The sequence below is a fragment of the Cucumibacter marinus DSM 18995 genome (genome assembly GCF_000429865.1).
Lineage (GTDB): Bacteria > Pseudomonadota > Alphaproteobacteria > Rhizobiales > Devosiaceae > Cucumibacter > Cucumibacter marinus.
Genome location: NZ_KE386977.1, coordinates 357,683 through 375,814, shown reverse-complemented (window position 1 = coordinate 375,814; position 18,132 = coordinate 357,683). Strand labels below are relative to the sequence as shown.

Sequence of the window (18,132 nt, the reverse complement as noted above, 5' to 3'; positions counted from 1 at the left end):
CTCCTTTCAGGCGACGATGAAGAGTTCGCGGCTGACATTGGCGAGGCATTCGGCCTTGCCGGACTTGGCGACACGGAAGGTTTCGGTGGTTTCGAACCCCCATTCATCGGTCCAGATGGCCGGCATGAAATGGAAGGTCATGTTTTCCTTGAGCTCGGAGTAATCGCCAGGGCGGATGCTCATGGTGTGCTCGCCCCAATCCGGCGGATAGGACAGGCCGACCGAATAGCCGGCGCGGCTGTCCTTTTCGACCCCGAAGCGTTTGAGGGTCGAGAAGAACGCCATGGCGATGTCGTGGCAGGTCTTGCCCGGTTGCGCGGCCTCAAGCCCGGCCTCGAGCCCTTCGAGCACGGCCTGTTGGGCGTTCAGCATGGCCGCCGGCGGCGTGCCGAGATAGGCGGTACGTGACAGCGGACAGTGGTAGTGCCGGTAGCAGCCCGCGATTTCGAAGAAAGTGCCTTCATCTCCCGACATCGGCCTGTCGTTCCAGGTCAGGTGGGCCGCGGCGGCGTCACGCCCGGACGGGGTGAGCGGCACGATGGCGGAATAGTCGCCGCCGAACTCGTCGGTGCCGCGCACCGAGGCGTCATAGATCTCGGCCACAAGGTCGTTTTTGCGGATGCCGGGCCTGACGATATTGCGGATGCGCTCATGCATCTTTTCGACGATGCGCGCGGCGCGGCGCATATAGACCAGTTCGGCCTCGGATTTCACCGAGCGCTGCCAGGTCACGATATCGTCGCCATTGGACAGGGTGGCATCGGGCAGCTCAGCCTGAAGGGTCGTGTAGCAGGCGGCGGTGAAATAGTAATTGTCCATTTCGAGCCCGATCCGCGCCTTGGACCATCCCTTGTCGGCGAATATGCCGCACAGGTGCTGATAGGCGTGCTTTTCGGTGTTTTGCACATAGTCGTCCGGATAGTAGAAAATCCGGTCATCATCGAGATAGCTGGTCATGCGCGCCCCGACGGCGTCCATCGGTCGGCCCCACCACATGGGCTTTTCCCCGCCGGGCACGATGACCGCCTGGTGCACATAAAAGGACCAGCCGTCATAACCGGTCAGCCACGCCATATTGGCGGGGTTGGTGACAATCAGCACCTCGATGCCCTTGGCTTCCATGGCGGCGTGAACGCCCGCCAGGCGATCGGCATATTCGTTGAGGGAAAATGGAAGATCGGGGCTCGTCATGCGCGGTCCTAGGCAGAGAAGTTGGTTCCGGCCCCTGCCTTTTGGGCGCGCTGCCGGGCGAGTGTGGCAATTGCGGTGTCCTGCACGCCAGTGCCGGTCAGATCCGCGAGGGTGATGTCGGTTTCGCTCTGCCGGCCCTTTGCCGTGCCGGCAACGATCGGGCCGAGTTCGGCCAATCCGTCTTCGCCGGTGATGGCACCGGCCGCGAGCGCGTGGTGCAATTCACCCAGCTTTCGGGTCTGGCTGAGCCGGTCGGCGACATAGAGATCGGCACGGGCAAGGAGAGCCGGGTCGATTTCGTTCTTGTGTTCGGCATCCGACCCCATGGCGGTCACGTGCTGGCCCGGTTCGATCCAGCCGGCCATGAGGATGGGCTTGGTCGCCGGCGTGGTGGTGACCACGATATCGGCACCCCTGACCGCGGTTTCGGCGTCGGGTTCGGCGGTGACCGGAAAGCCGAGCTTCTCAGCAAGATGGCTGGCGGTCTGTTTCGCTTTTTCCGGATCGCGGCCCCAGATGACCGCGCTCTCGATCTTGCGCACATGGGTGAGCACCTCGAGCTGCAGCCTGGCCTGAAGTCCGGTACCCAGAATGGCGACATGGCTGGCGTCGGGTCTTGCAAGCTGATCGGCGGCGACAGCGCCCGCGGCGGCCGTGCGGATATCGGTGAGATAGCCATTGTCGAGCAACACCGCCTCAATCAGCCCGGTTTTGGCGCTGAACAGCGTCATCAACCCGTTGAGCGAGGGCAGGCCGATCTTGGGATTGTCGAAAAAGCCCGGGCTGATCTTGATGGCGAAACTGTCGATGCCCGGCACATAGGCGGTCTTGACGTCGACCTCGCCATTGGCCTCAGCGATGGCGAAGGAGAGGATTGGCGGCATTACGACGTTTTCGGTCGCCAGCGCCTTGAAGGCATCGGCGACGCAATCGACAGCCGCCCGGTCGAGCGGGACGAGACCGGTCAGGTCCTTCTCGGTCAGTATGGTGACGTCAGGCATGGGCCGCCTCGCGTTCGAGATCGGGGTTTTCCCCGTTGATGATCCGGCGGTGCAGGTCGGGATCGATGTTCTTGCCGGAAAGCAAAAGGGTCAAGGGGCCGGTGCCATCGTCGCCGGTGCTTTGCAGCTTGCCGGCCAGGAGCGCGGCGATGCCGACGGCGGCAGCGCCTTCGATCACCTCGCCATGTTCGGTGTAGGCGAAGCGAATTCCTTCGGCGATTTCTGCTTCGGTGACCAGGAGCGCCTCATCGACCAGATCGCGCACCATCTCGAAGGTGTGGGCGTTGTTCTCGCCTATCCCGCCGCCGAGCGAATCGGCAAGGCTCGGCAGTTCGGTCACCGGCACGGGGTGCCCCGCCTTGAGCGCTTCATGCATGGCAGCGCCCTTGTCCATGGTGACGCCGATGACCTTTGCATCGGGGCTGAGCGTCTTGACCGCGCGCGCGATACCGGCGATGAGCCCGCCGCCCGACAGCGGGACAACGACGGTCCCGGTTTCGGGGGCGTCTTCGAGAATCTCGATACCGATCGTGCCCTGGCCGGCGATCACGTCGGCATGGTCGAAAGGCGGGATCATCGTCATGCCGCCTTCGCTGACCAGGCGGTCGACCTCGACCTGGGCATCGTCCTGGGACATGCCGATAATGCGGGCCTCGGCACCGAGCGCCTTGATGGCCCGGACCTTGTTATCCGGCACCAGCTTCGACATGCAGATAATGGCCCGCGCGCCGGTCGCCCGTGCCGCGTGGGAGAGGGCCCGGCCGTGATTGCCGGTCGATGCGGCGGTGACACCGGCAGCGCGTTCGTCTTCCGACAGGGCGAGAACCGCATTGGTGGCGCCGCGCAGCTTGAAGGCGCCGGTAGTCTGGTAATGCTCGAGCTTGAGGGTGACCGGCCGGCCGGCCCTGTCGCTGAGTACCGGGCTTTCGGCCAGAGGGGTGCGCCGGACATAGGGTGCGATGCGCTGGCGGGCCTTCAATATGTCGGTGAACGCAATCGGCATCAGGCACTCAATGCGGTTTCTTTGGCTGTCCGGCCGAGATCAAGGCTATCAGCGGGAAGCGGCAGGGTCATCAGCGTGCCGCCATCAGGATGGCTGTCTTCGAAGCCCGAAAGCCTCAAACAGGCCCAGAGTGCCGCGAGATTGGAGGTCAGCACGGGCACGCCGAGGCGTCTTTCAATGCGGCCGGCCAGTTGGGCAGCGGGCAGCGCCGTGCAGGAGATGAACAGAGCATCTGCGCCGTCGGGCAAAGCCTTGGCCGCGATTTCGGTCAGGGTGTCGGCGTCCATGCGCGCCATATCCTGGTCATTGGCCATGCCGAGACAGCGTTGTCCGGCGAGTTCCATGCCAAGGGCACAGAACGCATCGATCACCATCTGGCCGGTCTCGGCGATATAGGGGTTGAGGATGGCGGGGCGCCGGCTGCCCAGCGCCGCGATCGCCGCCGCCGCTGCGCTGACCGGGGTCACCACGGGCACGCCGGGCCGGGTCTGCGCGATGGCATGGCGGATGGCGTCCTCGCCGAGTGTCGCCGAAGCGGAGGTACAGGAGAAATAGATCGCACTCAGCACTGCCTCGGGCGCGATCAGGGCCGCGGCATCGGCGAGATGCGGCAAGGTGTTGCGCACGTTTTCGGGCGTGGTGGGATTGGCAAACGGGATACGGGTTGCGCAGGCCGCGATCTGTGGCGGGACGAAATGCCGGATATCGCGCTCCGTCGTCAGATCGGAGGCGAGCAGCACCGCGCCGAACACGGGCATCACGCGAAGACGTGCACCCTTGTCTGGCCCCGCCCCGAAAGGGCTTGATTCTGCGCCGTTTTTCAACGCCGGCATGTTGGTAACTCCCTGGAACCGCGCACGCCGTCGGCATGCGCGATCCCGGAGTATGCCTGCGTAAATGGCAGGCGATCCTTCCAATTTACAGTCAGGCTGTAGCGATTCCTCCTGCGAAGCCTGAGACATAAAGAGGCATTCTCCCTCGACACTTTCCCCTCCCTTCGCAACGCTTAAGGCAACTGAAGACCGCCGCACTCAACCGGGCCCGGCAGCGTCCGAAGCTTGTTGAGTTTGTGGTGATCGGCCCCGCGCGGGCGGGAGTTCTGTCGAGGAGGCAGCACTGTCGTCGGCGCCAACGAAAAAAGCAGACAACAAGTGAGGATGACCCCCATGATCAAATCAAAACCGTTTATGCGGACCGTGACGGCAGGCCTGGCGCTTTCCGCCTCGGCGCTGGCCATCAGCGTTGGCACCGCGTCGGCCGCCGAGTGGAAATATGCGCTCGAGGAAGCCATCGACGAGGTGCAGGGCGTTTATGCCACCCAGTTCAAGGAATATATCGAAGCGAATTCGGACCACACGGTCTCGATCTTCCCGTTCGGCACGCTGGGTGAATCGGCGGACCTGACCGAGCTCGCCCAGATGGGCGCCATCCAGATCGTGGATGCTTCGCCCGGCTTCATGGGCGCTCTCATTCCGGAAGCCGAAGTGTTCCTGATCCCCTATGTGCTGCCTGAAGACCAGGAAGTGCTGGCCGATTTCTACGACACCTCCCCGACCATCAACGAAGACCTGGCGGCGCTGTATGAAGAGCAGCAGCTGCACATGATCGAGATGTTCCCCGAGGGCGAAGTGGTGATGACCACCAAGGAACCGGTCACCAGCCGCGAAGACCTCAACGAGGTGAAATTCCGGGTGATGACATCGCCGCTCCTGGTGCAGACCTATGATGCGTTTGGCGCCACGCCGACGCCGCTGCCCTGGGGCGAGGTCTATTCGAGCCTTCAGCTCAACATGATCCAGGGCCAGGAAAACCCGATGTTCTTCGTTGAGTCGACGGGCATGTGGGAGGTGACCGACTACATCACCTTCACCGGTCATTCGACCTTCACCACTTCGGTGGCGGGCAATCTCAATTGGTGGAACGGGCTGTCCGACGAGGACAAGCAACTCGTCAATGACGCGGCCGCCGCTGCCTATGACTACATCATCGAGTATCAGCAGGGGCTGACTGAATCGTCCCTCGACAAGATCCTCGAGCAGAAGCCCGAAATGACGGTGACCCGTCTGACCGACGAGCAGCGCCAGCCGTTCCGTGAAGCGGCCCAGAGCGTGCGTCAGACCTTCATCGAGCGTGCCGGCGAAAGCGGTGCCGACATTCTTGAAGGTTTCGAGGCCGATATCGAGGCCTCCCGCGAACGCGTCAACGGCGCGATGTAAGCGATCTTTCTGGCCCGCCCCGGATGTCCGGGGCGGGTTTTTGGCCTTTCGCTTCGGGGGAGGAAACCGATGGGCGAGAACGATAACAAAGACAACAAGCCGGCCGAAGACGAGGACGCGCTCAAAGCCAATCAGGTGGATGCCAGTGGTGGCAGCGCTTCGCCGCCGCCCCGGAATGTGGGCTTTACCGGTGTGCTCGCCCCGCTTGGCGCGCTCGACCGGGTTCTGGCCTTTTTGGAGCAGTTCTTCCTGATCGGTGGCATCTTGCTGATGGCCACGAATTCGGTGGCCAATGTGATCGGACGCTTCGTGTTCGGTCAAAGCATCTTCATCACCGAAGAACTCAACCAGTTTCTGATCGTTCTGATCACCTTTGCGGGGATCGGCTACGCCGCGCGCAATGGCCGGCATATCCGCATGTCCGCCTTTTACGACCGGCTTGATGACAAGCCGCGCAAGCTCCTGATGATCCTTATCGCAGGGCTTACGGCGGCGGCGATGTTCGTTCTGAGCTGGTATTCGCTTCGCTATGTGCAGTCGCTGATGACGACCGGGCGTGTGGCGGCCGCCACGGGCTGGCCGATCTGGATCACCCTGGTGTGGATGCCTGTCGGGTTCCTGGTTACCGGACTGCAATATGTGCTGACCGTCGTCGCCAATATTGCGCGCGACGACGTCTATATCTCGGCCTCGGTCGTCGACAGCTATGACGACCAGGAGACAGCGGTGTGACCGCGCTCATGACCGGCAAAAAGCCGATGGCCGACAAGAAGAACAGAACGGGCGTGGGGAGGCTCGACAATGTTTGCTGATCTGGCAACGGTCATGATCGTGACCATGGTGGTATTGCTGCTGCTCGGGTTCCCGATGATGATCCCGCTCATCGCAGCGTGTTTCATCGCCTTTTTCATTTACCTGCCCATCGGACCCGAGATCATGGTCCAGCAGATGGTCGCGGGCATCAGACCCGCGGCGCTGGTGGCGGTGCCCATGTTCATCCTGGCTGCCGACATCATCACCAAGGGCCATTCGGCCGACCGGCTCGTTGACATGGTGATGAAGTTCATCGGCCATGTGCGCGGCGGGCTCGGGGTGGCGACTGCGGCGAGCTGCACGCTGTTCGGGGCGGTGTCGGGCTCGACCCAGGCCACGGTGGTGGCCATCGGCGGACCGCTGCGCCCGAAAATGCTCAAATCCGGCTATTCGGACAATTTCTCCCTGGCGCTGATCATCAACGCCTCCGATATCGCCATGCTGATCCCGCCCTCGATCGCGATGATCATCTATGGGGTGATTTCGGGCACGTCGATTTCGGAACTGTTCATTGCCGGTGTGGGGCCGGGCCTTTTGATCCTGGCGCTGTTCTCGGCCTATTGCGTGTTCTACGCGATCAGGCACGACATTCCGACCGAGCCGAAAGCGAGCTGGAAGGAGCGCGGTCAGTCGGTTGTCCGGGCGGTATGGCCGCTCGGTTTCCCGGTGATCGTTGTGGGCGGCATCTATGGCGGCATTTTCAGCCCCACCGAAGCGGCTTCGGTCTGCGTCCTTTACGCGATCATTCTCGAATTTGTCGTCTTCCGCTCGCTGCAGCTTCGCGATCTGCTCGATATCGCGCGCTCGACCGGCATGATCACCGCCGTGGTGTTCATCCTGGTGGCGGCCGGGGCAGCCTTCTCCTGGGTGATCTCGTTCCAGCAGATCCCGCAAATGATCCTGGGCGGGTTGGGGCTTGATCAGGCCGGGCCCTATACCGTGCTGATCGCGATCTCGATCGCCTTCTTTGTGGGCTGCATGTTCGTCGATCCGATCGTCGTCATCCTTGTGCTGGTGCCGGTATTCACGCCGATTGTCGACAATCTCGGCATCGATCCTGTGCTGGTCGGCGTCATCATCACCCTCCAGGTCGCGGTGGGCTCGGCGACGCCACCATTCGGTTGCGACATCTTCACGGCGATAGCCGTGTTCAAGCGACCATATATGGACGTCATACGAGGGACACCACCCTTCGTCGTCATGCTGATCGGGGTCAGTATTGCCCTCATCTTCTTCCCGCAGATTGCGTTGTTCCTGAGGGATCTGGCCTTCCGTTGATCGCAACGGGGCCGGAGAGAAACGGAGGGAAATCGTGTTCAAGAACATAGTCGTGGCCGTGGACGGGTCGGATCAGTCCATGCGGGCAGTGGATGCTGCCATCGAAATGGCGAAGCGCTTTCAGGCCAAGCTGACAACGGTGTGCATATACCGCCATCACAGCCCGCTCGAAGCTTCGCTTTCAATGGTGCGGGCCGGCTCGCAGCAGGCGGAGACGCCGGACAAGGCACTGAATGACTTCGCCAAGGACATTGCCCGTTCCGCCAAGGAGCGGGCCATCGAGGCCGGCATCGAACAGGTCGAGGCCTTTGCCAAGCGGGGTCAGCCGGCGCGCGCGATTGTCGATTTCGTCAAGGCGCATGATGCGGATCTCGTCGTGATCGGGGCCCGGGGGAATGGCGATCTCGAGGGTTTCTTCCTCGGTTCGGTGTCGCACAAGGTGACCGGGTTGTCCCCGGTTCCCTGCCTCGTCATCAAATAGGATGGCGATGCTTCACTTCGCTCTTGGGTAAATCACTGTCCGGGCGGTGGACGCGGGCGGCGAAGCCGACCTATGCTTGCTCACCCGTTTCACTAACAGAAAAGACCTCGTGTCCTCGATCAAGCACGGCCGGCTGAAGCTCGATAATCGTGATGTGCGGATTCTGTCGATCCTGCAAAAGGAGGGGCGTATCCCGAAGGCTGCGCTCGCGGAGCGGGTCAACCTGTCCGCAACCCCCTGCTGGGAGCGCCTCAAGCGCCTCGAAGAGGCGGGTATCATCGAGCGCTATGGCGCCAAGGTTTCGATGAAAGCCTTCGGGCCGCTGACCCAGGTCTTTGTCCAGATCGAGCTCGAAGCCCATCACGCGGAGAACTTTGCGCGATTCGAAAGGGCGATGGCCGATATTCCCGAGATCGTCGAATGCTGGGCCGTGGGCGGCGGTATCGACTATTTCCTCAAGGTCGTGGTGCGCGATCTCGAGGCTTATCAGGACCTTGTCGACCAACTCCTGGCTGCAGAGATCGGGGTCAATCGCTATTATTCCTACGTCGTGACCATGCCGGTGAAAGAGGAGCCCGTACCCGTGGAGCTCTTCGCGGCAACCGATTGACAGATGAACTTTCGCCGCCAGGCGCGGGTGGCAGAGTTTCCTTTTGTAAAGCCGGTCTTGTTTGGCGTCACGTTCTACGCTTTGCCCGCTATCGTCTGGGTGGATGATTTTCCGCAAACGATGGGGTGTGTCCAATGGCACAGGCGGCTCGAAAACCGCAGGCGCTTTCGCCACTTGCTGCTCGGCTCGGTGATCCGGAACTGGCGGCGGAGATGGCTTATATCGGTGGTGAGCCGGTGTTCGCCGGCCGCGACGTGATCGCGGTCAACGACCCGGCGAATGGCGAATTCCTGGGCCAGGTGCCTGCACTCAATGCCGAGGTCGCGCGACGCGCGGTCGATGCGGCGGAGGCGGCCTTCGCCGGCTGGGCCGGTCTGCTGCCCCAGGAACGCTCGACGATCCTCAGGCGCTGGTTCGACCTGATCGTCGCCGCGAAGGAAGACCTGGCGCTGATCATGACCCTTGAGCAGGGCAAGCCGATTTCGGAGTCGCGCGGCGAGATCGACTATGCGGCCTCTTTCATCGAGTTCTTTGCCGAAGAGGCCAAACGTCCGAATATCGAAGGGGTCACCTCGCATCTGCCCGATGCGGAAGTGGAACTGTGGCGCGAACCGGCAGGCGTTGCCGCGCTGGTCACGCCCTGGAATTTCCCTGCCGCCATGCTGACCCGCAAGGCCGGGGCGGCGCTGGCTGCCGGCTGCACCTGTGTGGCGCATCCTTCTGGCGAGACCCCGTTCTCCGCGATTGCACTTGCCGTGCTTGGCGAACGGGCAGGCCTGCCTGCCGGTGTTTTCAACGTGGTGACAGGCAAGGCCGCCGAGATCGTCGGAGCCTGGACCGAGGATGCCCGCGTGCGGGTCCTGTCTTTCACCGGATCGACCGAGATCGGGCGGCTGTTGTATCGCCAGTCGGCGGAAACCGTGAAGCGGCTGGTGATGGAACTGGGCGGGCATGCGCCGTTCATCGCCTTTGACGATGCGGATATCGACCAGGCGGTCGAAGAAGCGGTCAAGGCGAAGTTCGCGACCTCCGGTCAGGATTGCCTCGGGGCCAACCGGTTCTTCGTGCACCGCTCGATCCACGAGGAATTCTGCAAGCGGTTCGCGGCCGCCACCGAGGCGCTGAGCGTCGGTCCGGGCATGGAAGACCCCGATATCGGGCCATTGATGAATGAGAAGGCCATCGCCAAGCAGCGCGAACATGTCGCCGACGCCCTCGAACGCGGGGCGCGGTGCATCACCGGCGGCAAGGTTCATGCGGCAGGTCCTTTGTTCTTCGAGCCGACGGTTCTGGTCGATGTGCCCGACGATGCGCTGATCATGCGCGAGGAAACCTTCGGCCCGGTCGCGGCCATCACCGTGTTCGACGATGAGGACGATGTGGTCGCGAAAGCCAATGCCACCGAATACGGGCTGATCGCCTATGTGCACACCAATGATCCCAGGCGGATCTACCGCATGTCGCGGGCGCTGCAATTCGGCATGGTGGCGGTCAACCGCACCAAGGTGACCGGGGCTCCGATCCCCTTTGGCGGCATGAAGCAGTCGGGCATGGGCCGCGAGGGCGCCCGGCTCGGCATGGAAGAATTTACTGAAGTCAAATATGTATGCCGCGACTGGCGGTGAGGGCTTAACGGCCTCGCCTCGCGGGGAAAGAAGAACAGGACCAAAAATGCTTCACAACGATCAACTCGACAAATGGGACCGGGAGAACCTGTTCCATCCCTCGACCCATCTCGCCCAGCATGCGCGCGGCGAGTCGCCCAACCGCATCGTCACCGGTGGGTCCGGTGTCTATATCGAGGATCGTGACGGCAACCGCCTGCTCGATGCTTTTGCCGGGCTTTACTGTGTGAATGTCGGCTATGGCCGCACCGAGATCGCCGATGCGATCGCCAAACAGGCCCATGAGCTGGCCTATTACCACGCTTATGTGGGGCACGGCACCGAGGCCTCGATCACCCTTGCCAAGATGATCCTCGACCGCGCGCCTGACAGCATGTCCAAGGTCTATTTCGGGCTCGGCGGTTCGGATGCGAACGAGACCAACATCAAGCTGATCTGGTACTACAACAACATTCTGGGCCGGCCCGAGAAGAAGAAGATCATCTCGCGCTGGCGCGGTTATCATGGCTCGGGGCTGGCCACCGGTTCGCTGACCGGGCTCGAACTGTTCCACAAAAAGTTCGATCTCCCCGTCGACCGGATCATCCATACCGAGGCGCCCTATTATTTCCGCCGGCCGGACCTCGGCATGAGCGAACAGGCCTTCGTGGCGCATTGCGTGAGCGAGCTCGAAGCGCTGATCGACCGCGAAGGCGCGGACACGATCGCTGCCTTCATCGGCGAGCCCGTGCTCGGGACCGGGGGCATTGTGCCGCCGCCCGCAGGCTATTGGGCCGCGATCCAGGACGTGCTCGACAAGCACGATATCCTCCTGGTGGCGGACGAGGTGGTCACCGGCTTCGGGCGGCTTGGTACGGCCTTCGGGTCGGACCATTACGGCATGCGTCCCGACATCATCACCATCGCCAAGGGGCTCACCTCGGCCTATGCGCCGCTGTCGGGCTCGATCATAGGCGACAAGGTCTGGGCGGTGCTGGAAAAAGGGACCGACGAAAACGGCCCGATCGGGCATGGCTGGACCTATTCGGCGCATCCCATCGGGGCCGCGGCGGGCATCGCCAATCTGGAACTGATCGACAAGCTCGGGCTCATCGATAATGCCGGTTCGGTCGGTGCCTATCTCAACGCGCAGATGCAGGACGCGATTGGCAACCATGCCAATGTCGGCGATGTGCGCGGCGAAGGGATGTTGTGCGCCGTCGAGTTCGTCAAACACCGTGACAGCCGCACGTTCTTCGATGCAAGCGAGAAAGTGGGGCCGCGCATGGCGGCGGCACTGCTGGCCGAAGGCGTCATCGCCCGGGCCATGCCGCAGGGCGATATTCTCGGCTTTGCCCCGCCGCTCTGCCTCACCCGTGAGGAAGCGGATATCGTGGTGGGCAAAACCCGCAAGGCCGTCGCCGAGGTGCTCGGCGACTAGGCGTGGTGCCGCCGCGCCGGCCCGATCGCGGGCCGGCGCCGGTTCCGGTTCAGGCGTGCATGCGCGCCATACCCATATAGGACAGGATCCGCACGGCGTCGGCGGTGTTGCGAGCACCCAGTTTCTGGATGGCGCGGGCGCGGTAGATCTCGACGGTGCGCGGACTGATCTCCAGGTCGCCGGCAATCATCTTGGTGGTGTTGCCGAACGAAATCAGCCGTAGCACTTCGTGCTCCCGGCTCGTCAGAGACTCGATGCCTTCGCGCGCGAGCGTTTCCCGCTCCGGCGTAAAGGATCGCACTACCTGTTCCATACTCGAACTCCCTTGGTTCTCAGGTCGGTGGTTGGTGGGGGTGATGAGCGTCATGCTCATTGGTCCCAGAAGGTGTCGGCACCGATCAGTGCCGGCACTTGCCGGATGGTGCGGGCCCGGCGTGCCCGATCTTCAGTGCCCCGGGGCCAGTCACCCCGATCGTGGTCCCATTCTGTGGGGGGCGGCACATGGATGGCGCGCCAGCCCGCTTCAAGGGCCGGTGCGACGTCCGAGCGCAATGAATTGCCGACCATGCAGAGCCGGTCGCCCTCGGGATCGGACAGATCGCGGGCAAGGCGGCGGAAGGTCGGCACGTCCTTTCTGGCGACGACCTCGACATGGTCGAAGAACGCGGCCAGGCCCGAACGGTCGAGCTTCATGCGCTGTTCGTGTTCGAGACCACGGGTCATCAGCACCAGGCGATAGTGCCGCGACAGGGCCGAAAGGGTTCGCCTGACGCCCGGGATCAGCGGCGGGGCGGCATGGTGCACCTGGTCGATCATCTCGCGAATGCGGCCCATCAGGCTCGGCTTGTGCCGATGCCAGTCGGGATTGGCGGCAATGGTCTCGGCGACCGAGAACATGTAGCTGGTCAAGCCATAGCCCAGATGCGGGATGTTCTCGTGTTCCTTGTCGATGAAATGCCGGGTGAAAGCGGTCGGCATGCCTGCCGCCTGATCGAGCAGTTCCTCGAGCTGGCGTTCGAATTGCTGCAGCACGCCCTGTTCGTCCCAGAGGGTATCATCCGCATCGAAGACGATCGTGGCCTCGCGCAGCCGCGGGGATGCGTCGGCGAGGACCGAAAGGGGCGGCATCGTTGACGGGATTTCCGCATAGCGCAGTTCATCCATGGGTCCGGCCTCCGGTTGAGCCGGCACCGGCAAGCCCGGCAATCACGCCGTCTGCGATGTTGAGGTCGCTGGGCAGAAACCGGTCGGCGCCGGACAGGTCAAGACAGGCCTCGACAATCAGGTTCGAGGCGATGGCACCGCTCATCCAGCCCGTGTCGAAAGGCGAGAGCCTGTCGAGTTCGTCCTGGGTGAGGGTTTCGAGGCGCCGCGCAAGGGCGCGGAAATCGTCCGCCCGGCAAAAGCCGCGGCTGTCGAGCCTGATGCCGAGGGATTGCAGATAGCGCTTTTCGCCGCCGGTATAGACGAAGCGCCGAAGCCCGGCGGGCAGCCCATCGGCAAGGAAGCGCCTGGCGGCGTTGATGCGGCGGTCCTCGGGTGAGCGACCGAGGCCGAACATGGCATTGAGATCGGAGATGCCGAACTCGATCAGTTCTGTGCCGCCCTTGGCGTGCACGATCTGGATGCTGCCGCCGCCGGTATTGATGATATCGAGTTGCCGGCGGCTGCCGATGGCGCGGCGGATCAGATCGGCCTCGCGGGCCTGGGAAATGGTCTCATAGGGCAGGCCCCGGCGCTCGCAAGCAGTGCCGATTGCGGCGGCAAGCTCGGGATTGCGGCGGGCGGCTGCGGTGCCGATCGCGCGGATCGAGGCGGCGCGGTCGGCTTCCGTGATCAGGTGCGCGAGCAGCTGGTCGAGCCGCTCGGCGTCACGCGCGTCGTTGATGGGGTCCCAGTTGCGGATGGCGGTGAGGGAGACGTCCTTGCCCGACTGCCGGTGCAGCTTGATGGACCGCGATCCCACATCGATCACATAATGGTTCATCAGCCCACGACCTCCAGCTCGTCACTGGTGCGTTCGACATGTTGCCGTAATCCTTCGGGGGTAAGGTCGATTTCGCCGAAGACATCGGACAACAGGCGCGTATAGGGCGCGATGTTGGGATCCGTTGCCGGTTCGAGTGTCAGGATCTGGATGCCCTGGGAAATGGCGTAGCCGAATTCCAGCAGCGCGGCGGCGCCGATATATCCGCCTTCATTGTAGGAAGTAAGAAAACTGGAGCGCCGAATCTTCGCAAATACTGAGTCCTGAAGGACTCGATGGTCCTCTATGGGATCTTCGTCGAGTATAACGAATTCTTCTCCGGGATTGACAGCAATTGAGCCAACCGGCGACAATACCGTTATGCCCTTGCTTTCCAGCGCGGATTTTAATGAGTACATCCCCGCGAGGTGGCGTCGGTATGAGCCGCTGATGACTGTGCAGACATTGCCTTTTATCATGCTGGTCATGCGATCCTCCTCGCATCAACCAACACGATTTACGTACGAAGGCGCACGTAAGTTTTTTTATCATTTTTTATCTGGTACGGTCGCATGACGTTGTGAGGCGCCATGGATGCTAACAGGGCACCGCTCGCCAGGGCGGTCGAGGTCGCCATTCACGCCGGGCTGCTTCCCGAGGAAGCCAGCCGTTGGCGGAAAGTGGTTGTGCTTGAGGCACTTGGACCGGCCATGGGGCGGTCGAAGACGGCTCTTCGCAACCTTTTCTATCGTGATCCGGACAGGTTTGCCGCCGAGATCGAGGCCTTCGTTCTGGGCAGCCAGCACCAGCTGGTTGCCGCCATGCAGTCGCATCTGCCCGGGCTCGACCAGTCAGAGGTCGTGTGGCGCCGATCCCTCGAGGACATCCGCCAGGCGCGGGCGCGTTTCGATGCGGCATTGTCGGTGGCCGAGGCGGCCGACCAGGCGGTGCGCCAGAGTGCGGACGGGCCGTCCGAGGAGTTCCGCCGAATCTGCGGAACGCTGGCTGTCGAGCTGATGGCGCGCACGCTCACCTTCTTCGATGGGGAGCGACGCTTCAGTCTTCTGAAGCAGACCGAACAGATCTACATGAATTCGATGGCGCAGATCACGCTGGCCCATGAGCACACCCCGGAGGACGGCGTGTTGTTCGCGCGTTTCTGGGAGAACCGGGCCACACGGTGCGGCCTCGAATGGCACCGGGTGTGGGACGATCCGGATTCCGGACCGCCGCTCGATAGCGGGGTCGTGGAACTGGCGCTCAAGGAACTCGATGAAGCGGCAACCTGGCAGCGGCGCGCCGGTCAGCAGCGCGACGATGCGCGGCTGAGGCAGTTCGAAAGCGACCGGGCGCGCTGGCTGATCAAGGTGGGGCGGTTCGATGAAGCGCTCGACATCACCCAGCGTTTGCAAACCGAGGGCCATCAGGGCGCCGATATCGATACGCTGTTCATGCGAGCACTGAAAGCCGTTCTGCGGCGCGAGCTCGACGAGGCCATGCGCCTTGCGGGGGATCTGGTGGCTCAGACCCAGGGACAGGGGGATGAAGACAGTCGGCCGACTGCTGCGCTGATGCTGGCCCAGCATGTCGATCTGCTGCGCGGCCAACGCCCGCATCTGCCCGAAACGGTGGAACGCGCGCTGCGCGAGAACCCGATCGTCGTGTCCGAATTCGTCGATTTCGACAGCTTCAAGCGCAGGCTCAAGAGCGCCGGCTACAACGCCGCCGACGACTGAGATTCCTGATCTCGTGACACGAAAAAGGGGGCGAAACCGCCCCCTGTCTGGTTTTGTTGTTGGTGCTGGCCGGTCCAGCCGGTCGACGGATGCAAACCCTTTCTTGTCGCGTTTCCGAACGGTGAACCGGTGTCCGCTTCACCTGGAAACGCTCTATCCCAGGGTCGGCATGGTGAATTGCGGGTCCTGGCGTTGCCCTGTGGGCCAACGCAGCGTGGTGGTCTTGATCCTTGTGTAGAACCGGACCCCTTCCATGCCGTGCATCGCATGGTCGCCGAACAATGAGTCCTTCCAGCCGCCGAAAGAATGGAACGCCATCGGCACGGGGATAGGCACGTTCACGCCGACCATGCCGACCTCGATATCCTTTGCGAAGGCGCGGGCCGTGTCGCCGTCGCGGGTGAAGATGGCGGTGCCGTTGGCATAGTTGTGGCCATGGATCAGATCGACCGCCTCGGCATAGGAATTACGGCGCACCATCGAAAGCACCGGGCCGAAGATCTCGTCACGATAGATCGACATGTCCGGCGTCACCCGGTCGAACAGAGTGCCGCCGACATAATAGCCGTCTTCATAGCCCTGCTTTTTCTGGGTGAAGCCGCGGCCATCCACCACCAGTTCCGCGCCCTCGGCGACGCCGGCATCGATATAGCTCTTCACCTTGTCGCGGTGTTGGGCGGTGACGAGCGGGCCCATCTCGCTTTCGCGGTCCGCGGCAGGGCCGATCTTGAGTGTCTCGATGCGGGGCTTCAATTTGTCGATGAGCGCGTCGGCGACAGCGTCGGTCACCGGCACGGCGACCGAGATCGCCATGCAGCGCTCGCCAGCCGAGCCATAGGCGGCGCCCATCAGGGCATTGGCGGCCATATCGAGATCGGCGTCCGGCATGATGATCATGTGGTTCTTGGCGCCGCCCAAGGCCTGCACGCGCTTGCCGTTCTCGGTTCCGGTCTTGTGAATGTACTGGGCGATCGGGGTCGAGCCGACAAAGGAGACGGCCTTGACGTCGGGGTGGGTCAGCAAGGCATCGACGGCAGTCTTGTCGCCCTGGATGACGCCGAACACGCCCTCAGGCAGACCGGCTTCGGCCAGCCATTCGGACATCAACAGCGAAGCGGACGGGTCGCGCTCGGAAGGCTTGAGGATAAAGCAATTGCCGGTCGCCAGCGCTACCGGGAACATCCACATCGGCACCATGGCCGGGAAATTGAACGGGGTGATGCCGGCGACGACGCCGAGCGGCTGCCGGATATTGTAGCTGTCGACACCAGTACCGACGCTTTCGGAATACTCGCCCTTCAGGAGCTGGGGAATGCCTGTGGCGAATTCGACGACTTCGAGCCCGCGTGTGACTTCGCCCAATGCGTCGTCATGGGTCTTGCCGTGCTCGGCGGAAATCGCCTCGGCCAGCTCATCCGCCCGGTCCCAGAGGATCGATTTGAACTTGTCGAGGATGCGGGCCCGGCGCAGCGGCGGGGTATTGCCCCAGGCTGGCCAGGCGGCTTTGGCGGCCGCTACAGCATTGCCGACCTCGGCCTCGCTGGCGAGCGCAACGGTTTTTTCCGCCGCACCGGTCGCCGGATTGTAGACCGGTTGATTTCGGCCGGAGGTCCCGGCGACGCGGGCATTGTTGATGAAGTGGGCGAGTTCTGGTGTGTCGGTCATATCCGGTCCTTCCAACAAACACGGAATAGGGTTGTCGACAGGATGGAATTTTGATCTTTGCATGACAACGGCGAGATTTGCTAATCTGTTATGCAATTTTGCTGATAAAGTCGGCTGGCGCCTGTCCGCATGATGCGGAGCGGGGCGTTAATGTCGGGAGGCAGACATGAACTGGGACGATGGACGGCTTTTTCTGGCCCTCGCGCGGTCAGGACAGATGCTGGGCGCAGCGCGCAAGCTGGGCATCAACCAGTCGACGCTCAGCCGGCGGGTGTCGGCGCTCGAGGCCGATATCGGTTCGACCCTGGTGATCCGCCGGACCCATGGCTGCGAACTGACCCCGGAGGGCGAGGCGTTGGCGTCTGCTCTCGAACAGGCGGAAAGCGCGATCGTGTCCGCGCAAGCGGAACTGGGCGGGCGAGACGCGGAGGCCTGGGGAACGGTGCGCATCGGCGCTCCGGACGGGTTCGGGGTTGCGTTTCTGGCGCCGCGGATCGGGGCGCTGGCGTACAGCCATCCAGGCCTTGCGATCCAGCTGGTGCCGGTGCCGCGCAGTTTTTCGCTCTCCAAGCGCGAGGCGGATATTGCGGTGATGATCGGCCGCCCGGACCGGGGTCAGCTCATCGCCCGCAAGCTGACCGACTATTCGCTCGGGCTCTATGCTGCGCCGGATTATCTCGACCGGTTCGGTGTCCCTTCCGAGGCGGGCGAACTCGCCGAGCACCGGCTTGTGGGCTATGTCGAAGACCTGATCTATGCCCCCTCGCTCAACTATGCGGACGAGTTCTTCAAGGGCTGGTCGTCTGCCATCGAGATCTCAAGCGCCATCGGACAGGGCGAGGCCGTAAGAGCCGGGGCGGGGATCGGAGTTCTGCATGACTATATCGCCGCCGGTGATGCCGGGCTTGTGCGCGTCTTGCCCGGTATCAGCGTCACCCGGTCCTACTGGATGGCCTATCACGAAAGCCTCAAGGGCGTTGCCCGCGTGCAGGCGGCGGCGCAATTCCTGACCGATGCGGTCAAGTCTGCCGAGGCGCAGTTCGTCGTTTCATGATCGATGCGAGAACAAAAAACCCGCCGGCGAACCGGCGGGTCAGTGTTCTGGGACCTTTGCGGGCATGGCTGCC

At 62.9% G+C, this 18,132-nt stretch carries 18 protein-coding genes; 9 read left to right on the top strand and 9 right to left on the bottom strand.

Annotated features, from left to right (window positions below):
- Nucleotides 1-6: 6 nt before the first annotated feature.
- The 4 genes from G489_RS0112635 to G489_RS20455 are packed head-to-tail and all read right to left on the bottom strand — an operon-like array spanning nt 7 to nt 4,028.
- Complete coding sequence (locus G489_RS0112635; RefSeq protein WP_029041842.1) at nt 7-1,191, bottom strand: M24 family metallopeptidase; 1,185 nt, start codon at nt 1,189-1,191, stop codon at nt 7-9.
- An 8-nt stretch (nt 1,192-1,199) separates the two neighbouring features.
- Nucleotides 1,200-2,192 (bottom strand): cyclodeaminase, encoded by a 993-nt coding sequence (locus G489_RS0112630; protein WP_029041841.1) that lies wholly within the window; start codon nt 2,190-2,192, stop codon nt 1,200-1,202.
- The gene (gene eutB / locus G489_RS0112625; protein WP_029041840.1) at nt 2,185-3,207 is read right to left on the bottom strand and encodes a hydroxyectoine utilization dehydratase EutB; all 1,023 of its coding nucleotides are present in this window, start codon (nt 3,205-3,207) and stop codon (nt 2,185-2,187) included. The genes G489_RS0112630 and eutB overlap by 8 nt, the downstream gene beginning before the upstream one ends.
- Entirely contained in the window at nt 3,195-4,028 is an 834-nt protein-coding gene (locus tag G489_RS20455; RefSeq protein WP_051332595.1) for an aspartate racemase/maleate isomerase family protein, read from the bottom strand. Before G489_RS20455 ends, eutB begins: the two co-directional genes overlap by 13 nt.
- 333 nt (nt 4,029-4,361) lie before the next feature.
- Between G489_RS20455 and dctP the strand changes: the two genes are divergently transcribed.
- From dctP to G489_RS0112580, 7 genes are all read left to right on the top strand, one after another.
- A complete protein-coding gene (gene dctP / locus G489_RS0112615) occupies nt 4,362-5,411 on the top strand; it encodes a TRAP transporter substrate-binding protein DctP (RefSeq protein WP_245578903.1) in 1,050 nt (349 codons plus the stop codon).
- 69 nt (nt 5,412-5,480) lie between these two features.
- Nucleotides 5,481-6,143, top strand: a complete 663-nt coding sequence (locus G489_RS0112610) for a TRAP transporter small permease (protein ID WP_081691556.1) — start codon at nt 5,481-5,483, stop codon at nt 6,141-6,143.
- A gap of 81 nt (nt 6,144-6,224) precedes the next feature.
- Nucleotides 6,225-7,502 carry a TRAP transporter large permease gene (locus tag G489_RS0112600; protein WP_029041837.1) on the top strand — a complete coding sequence of 426 codons (1,278 nt, stop codon included), beginning with the start codon at nt 6,225-6,227 and terminating at the stop codon, nt 7,500-7,502.
- A gap of 34 nt (nt 7,503-7,536) precedes the next feature.
- Entirely contained in the window at nt 7,537-7,983 is a 447-nt protein-coding gene (locus G489_RS0112595; protein ID WP_029041836.1) for a universal stress protein, read from the top strand.
- Nucleotides 7,984-8,092: 109 nt separating this feature from the next.
- Nucleotides 8,093-8,593 carry an Lrp/AsnC family transcriptional regulator gene (locus tag G489_RS0112590; RefSeq protein WP_342667642.1) on the top strand — a complete coding sequence of 167 codons (501 nt, stop codon included), beginning with the start codon at nt 8,093-8,095 and terminating at the stop codon, nt 8,591-8,593.
- A gap of 134 nt (nt 8,594-8,727) precedes the next feature.
- A complete protein-coding gene (locus G489_RS0112585; protein WP_029041834.1) occupies nt 8,728-10,218 on the top strand; it encodes an NAD-dependent succinate-semialdehyde dehydrogenase in 1,491 nt (496 codons plus the stop codon).
- A gap of 46 nt (nt 10,219-10,264) precedes the next feature.
- The gene (locus G489_RS0112580; protein WP_029041833.1) at nt 10,265-11,638 is read left to right on the top strand and encodes an aspartate aminotransferase family protein; all 1,374 of its coding nucleotides are present in this window, start codon (nt 10,265-10,267) and stop codon (nt 11,636-11,638) included.
- A gap of 49 nt (nt 11,639-11,687) precedes the next feature.
- Here the strand turns inward: G489_RS0112580 and G489_RS20450 are convergent, their stop codons facing one another.
- From G489_RS20450 to G489_RS20440, 4 genes are read right to left on the bottom strand one after another with little or no spacing between them, the layout of a single operon-like run.
- A complete protein-coding gene (locus G489_RS20450; RefSeq protein WP_029041832.1) occupies nt 11,688-11,951 on the bottom strand; it encodes a LuxR C-terminal-related transcriptional regulator in 264 nt (87 codons plus the stop codon).
- A gap of 56 nt (nt 11,952-12,007) precedes the next feature.
- The gene (locus G489_RS0112570) at nt 12,008-12,802 is read right to left on the bottom strand and encodes an HAD family hydrolase (protein ID WP_029041831.1); all 795 of its coding nucleotides are present in this window, start codon (nt 12,800-12,802) and stop codon (nt 12,008-12,010) included.
- Nucleotides 12,795-13,625, bottom strand: coding sequence for a Ppx/GppA phosphatase family protein (locus G489_RS20445; RefSeq protein WP_051332594.1), 831 nt, complete (start codon nt 13,623-13,625; stop codon nt 12,795-12,797). The genes G489_RS0112570 and G489_RS20445 overlap by 8 nt, the downstream gene beginning before the upstream one ends.
- Nucleotides 13,625-14,092, bottom strand: a complete 468-nt coding sequence (locus G489_RS20440; protein WP_155889390.1) for a hypothetical protein — start codon at nt 14,090-14,092, stop codon at nt 13,625-13,627. Before G489_RS20440 ends, G489_RS20445 begins: the two co-directional genes overlap by 1 nt.
- A 102-nt stretch (nt 14,093-14,194) precedes the next feature.
- Between G489_RS20440 and G489_RS0112555 the strand changes: the two genes are divergently transcribed.
- A complete protein-coding gene (locus G489_RS0112555; protein ID WP_029041830.1) occupies nt 14,195-15,340 on the top strand; it encodes a hypothetical protein in 1,146 nt (381 codons plus the stop codon).
- A 153-nt stretch (nt 15,341-15,493) separates the two neighbouring features.
- On the opposite strand, the gene G489_RS0112550 is transcribed toward G489_RS0112555, so the two are convergent.
- Nucleotides 15,494-17,005, bottom strand: coding sequence for a CoA-acylating methylmalonate-semialdehyde dehydrogenase (locus tag G489_RS0112550; protein WP_035872563.1), 1,512 nt, complete (start codon nt 17,003-17,005; stop codon nt 15,494-15,496).
- A 166-nt stretch (nt 17,006-17,171) separates the two neighbouring features.
- On the opposite strand from G489_RS0112550, the gene G489_RS0112545 reads away from it, so the two are divergent.
- Nucleotides 17,172-18,059 carry a LysR family transcriptional regulator gene (locus tag G489_RS0112545; protein WP_029041828.1) on the top strand — a complete coding sequence of 296 codons (888 nt, stop codon included), beginning with the start codon at nt 17,172-17,174 and terminating at the stop codon, nt 18,057-18,059.
- Nucleotides 18,060-18,132: the final 73 nt, after the last annotated feature.

Coding starts and splice junctions, on each gene's coding strand:
- G489_RS20450 (WP_029041832.1), bottom strand. CDS start 11,951: ATGGAACAGGTAGTGCGATCCTTTACGCCGGAGCGGGAAACGCTCGCG.
- G489_RS0112580 (WP_029041833.1), top strand. CDS start 10,265: ATGCTTCACAACGATCAACTCGACAAATGGGACCGGGAGAACCTGTTC.
- dctP (WP_245578903.1), top strand. CDS start 4,362: ATGATCAAATCAAAACCGTTTATGCGGACCGTGACGGCAGGCCTGGCG.
- G489_RS20445 (WP_051332594.1), bottom strand. CDS start 13,625: ATGAACCATTATGTGATCGATGTGGGATCGCGGTCCATCAAGCTGCAC.
- G489_RS0112610 (WP_081691556.1), top strand. CDS start 5,481: ATGGGCGAGAACGATAACAAAGACAACAAGCCGGCCGAAGACGAGGAC.
- G489_RS20455 (WP_051332595.1), bottom strand. CDS start 4,028: ATGCCGGCGTTGAAAAACGGCGCAGAATCAAGCCCTTTCGGGGCGGGG.
- G489_RS0112635 (WP_029041842.1), bottom strand. CDS start 1,191: ATGACGAGCCCCGATCTTCCATTTTCCCTCAACGAATATGCCGATCGC.
- G489_RS0112545 (WP_029041828.1), top strand. CDS start 17,172: ATGAACTGGGACGATGGACGGCTTTTTCTGGCCCTCGCGCGGTCAGGA.
- G489_RS0112630 (WP_029041841.1), bottom strand. CDS start 2,192: ATGCCTGACGTCACCATACTGACCGAGAAGGACCTGACCGGTCTCGTC.
- G489_RS20440 (WP_155889390.1), bottom strand. CDS start 14,092: ATGACCAGCATGATAAAAGGCAATGTCTGCACAGTCATCAGCGGCTCA.
- G489_RS0112555 (WP_029041830.1), top strand. CDS start 14,195: ATGGATGCTAACAGGGCACCGCTCGCCAGGGCGGTCGAGGTCGCCATT.
- G489_RS0112570 (WP_029041831.1), bottom strand. CDS start 12,802: ATGGATGAACTGCGCTATGCGGAAATCCCGTCAACGATGCCGCCCCTT.
- G489_RS0112550 (WP_035872563.1), bottom strand. CDS start 17,005: ATGACCGACACACCAGAACTCGCCCACTTCATCAACAATGCCCGCGTC.
- G489_RS0112585 (WP_029041834.1), top strand. CDS start 8,728: ATGGCACAGGCGGCTCGAAAACCGCAGGCGCTTTCGCCACTTGCTGCT.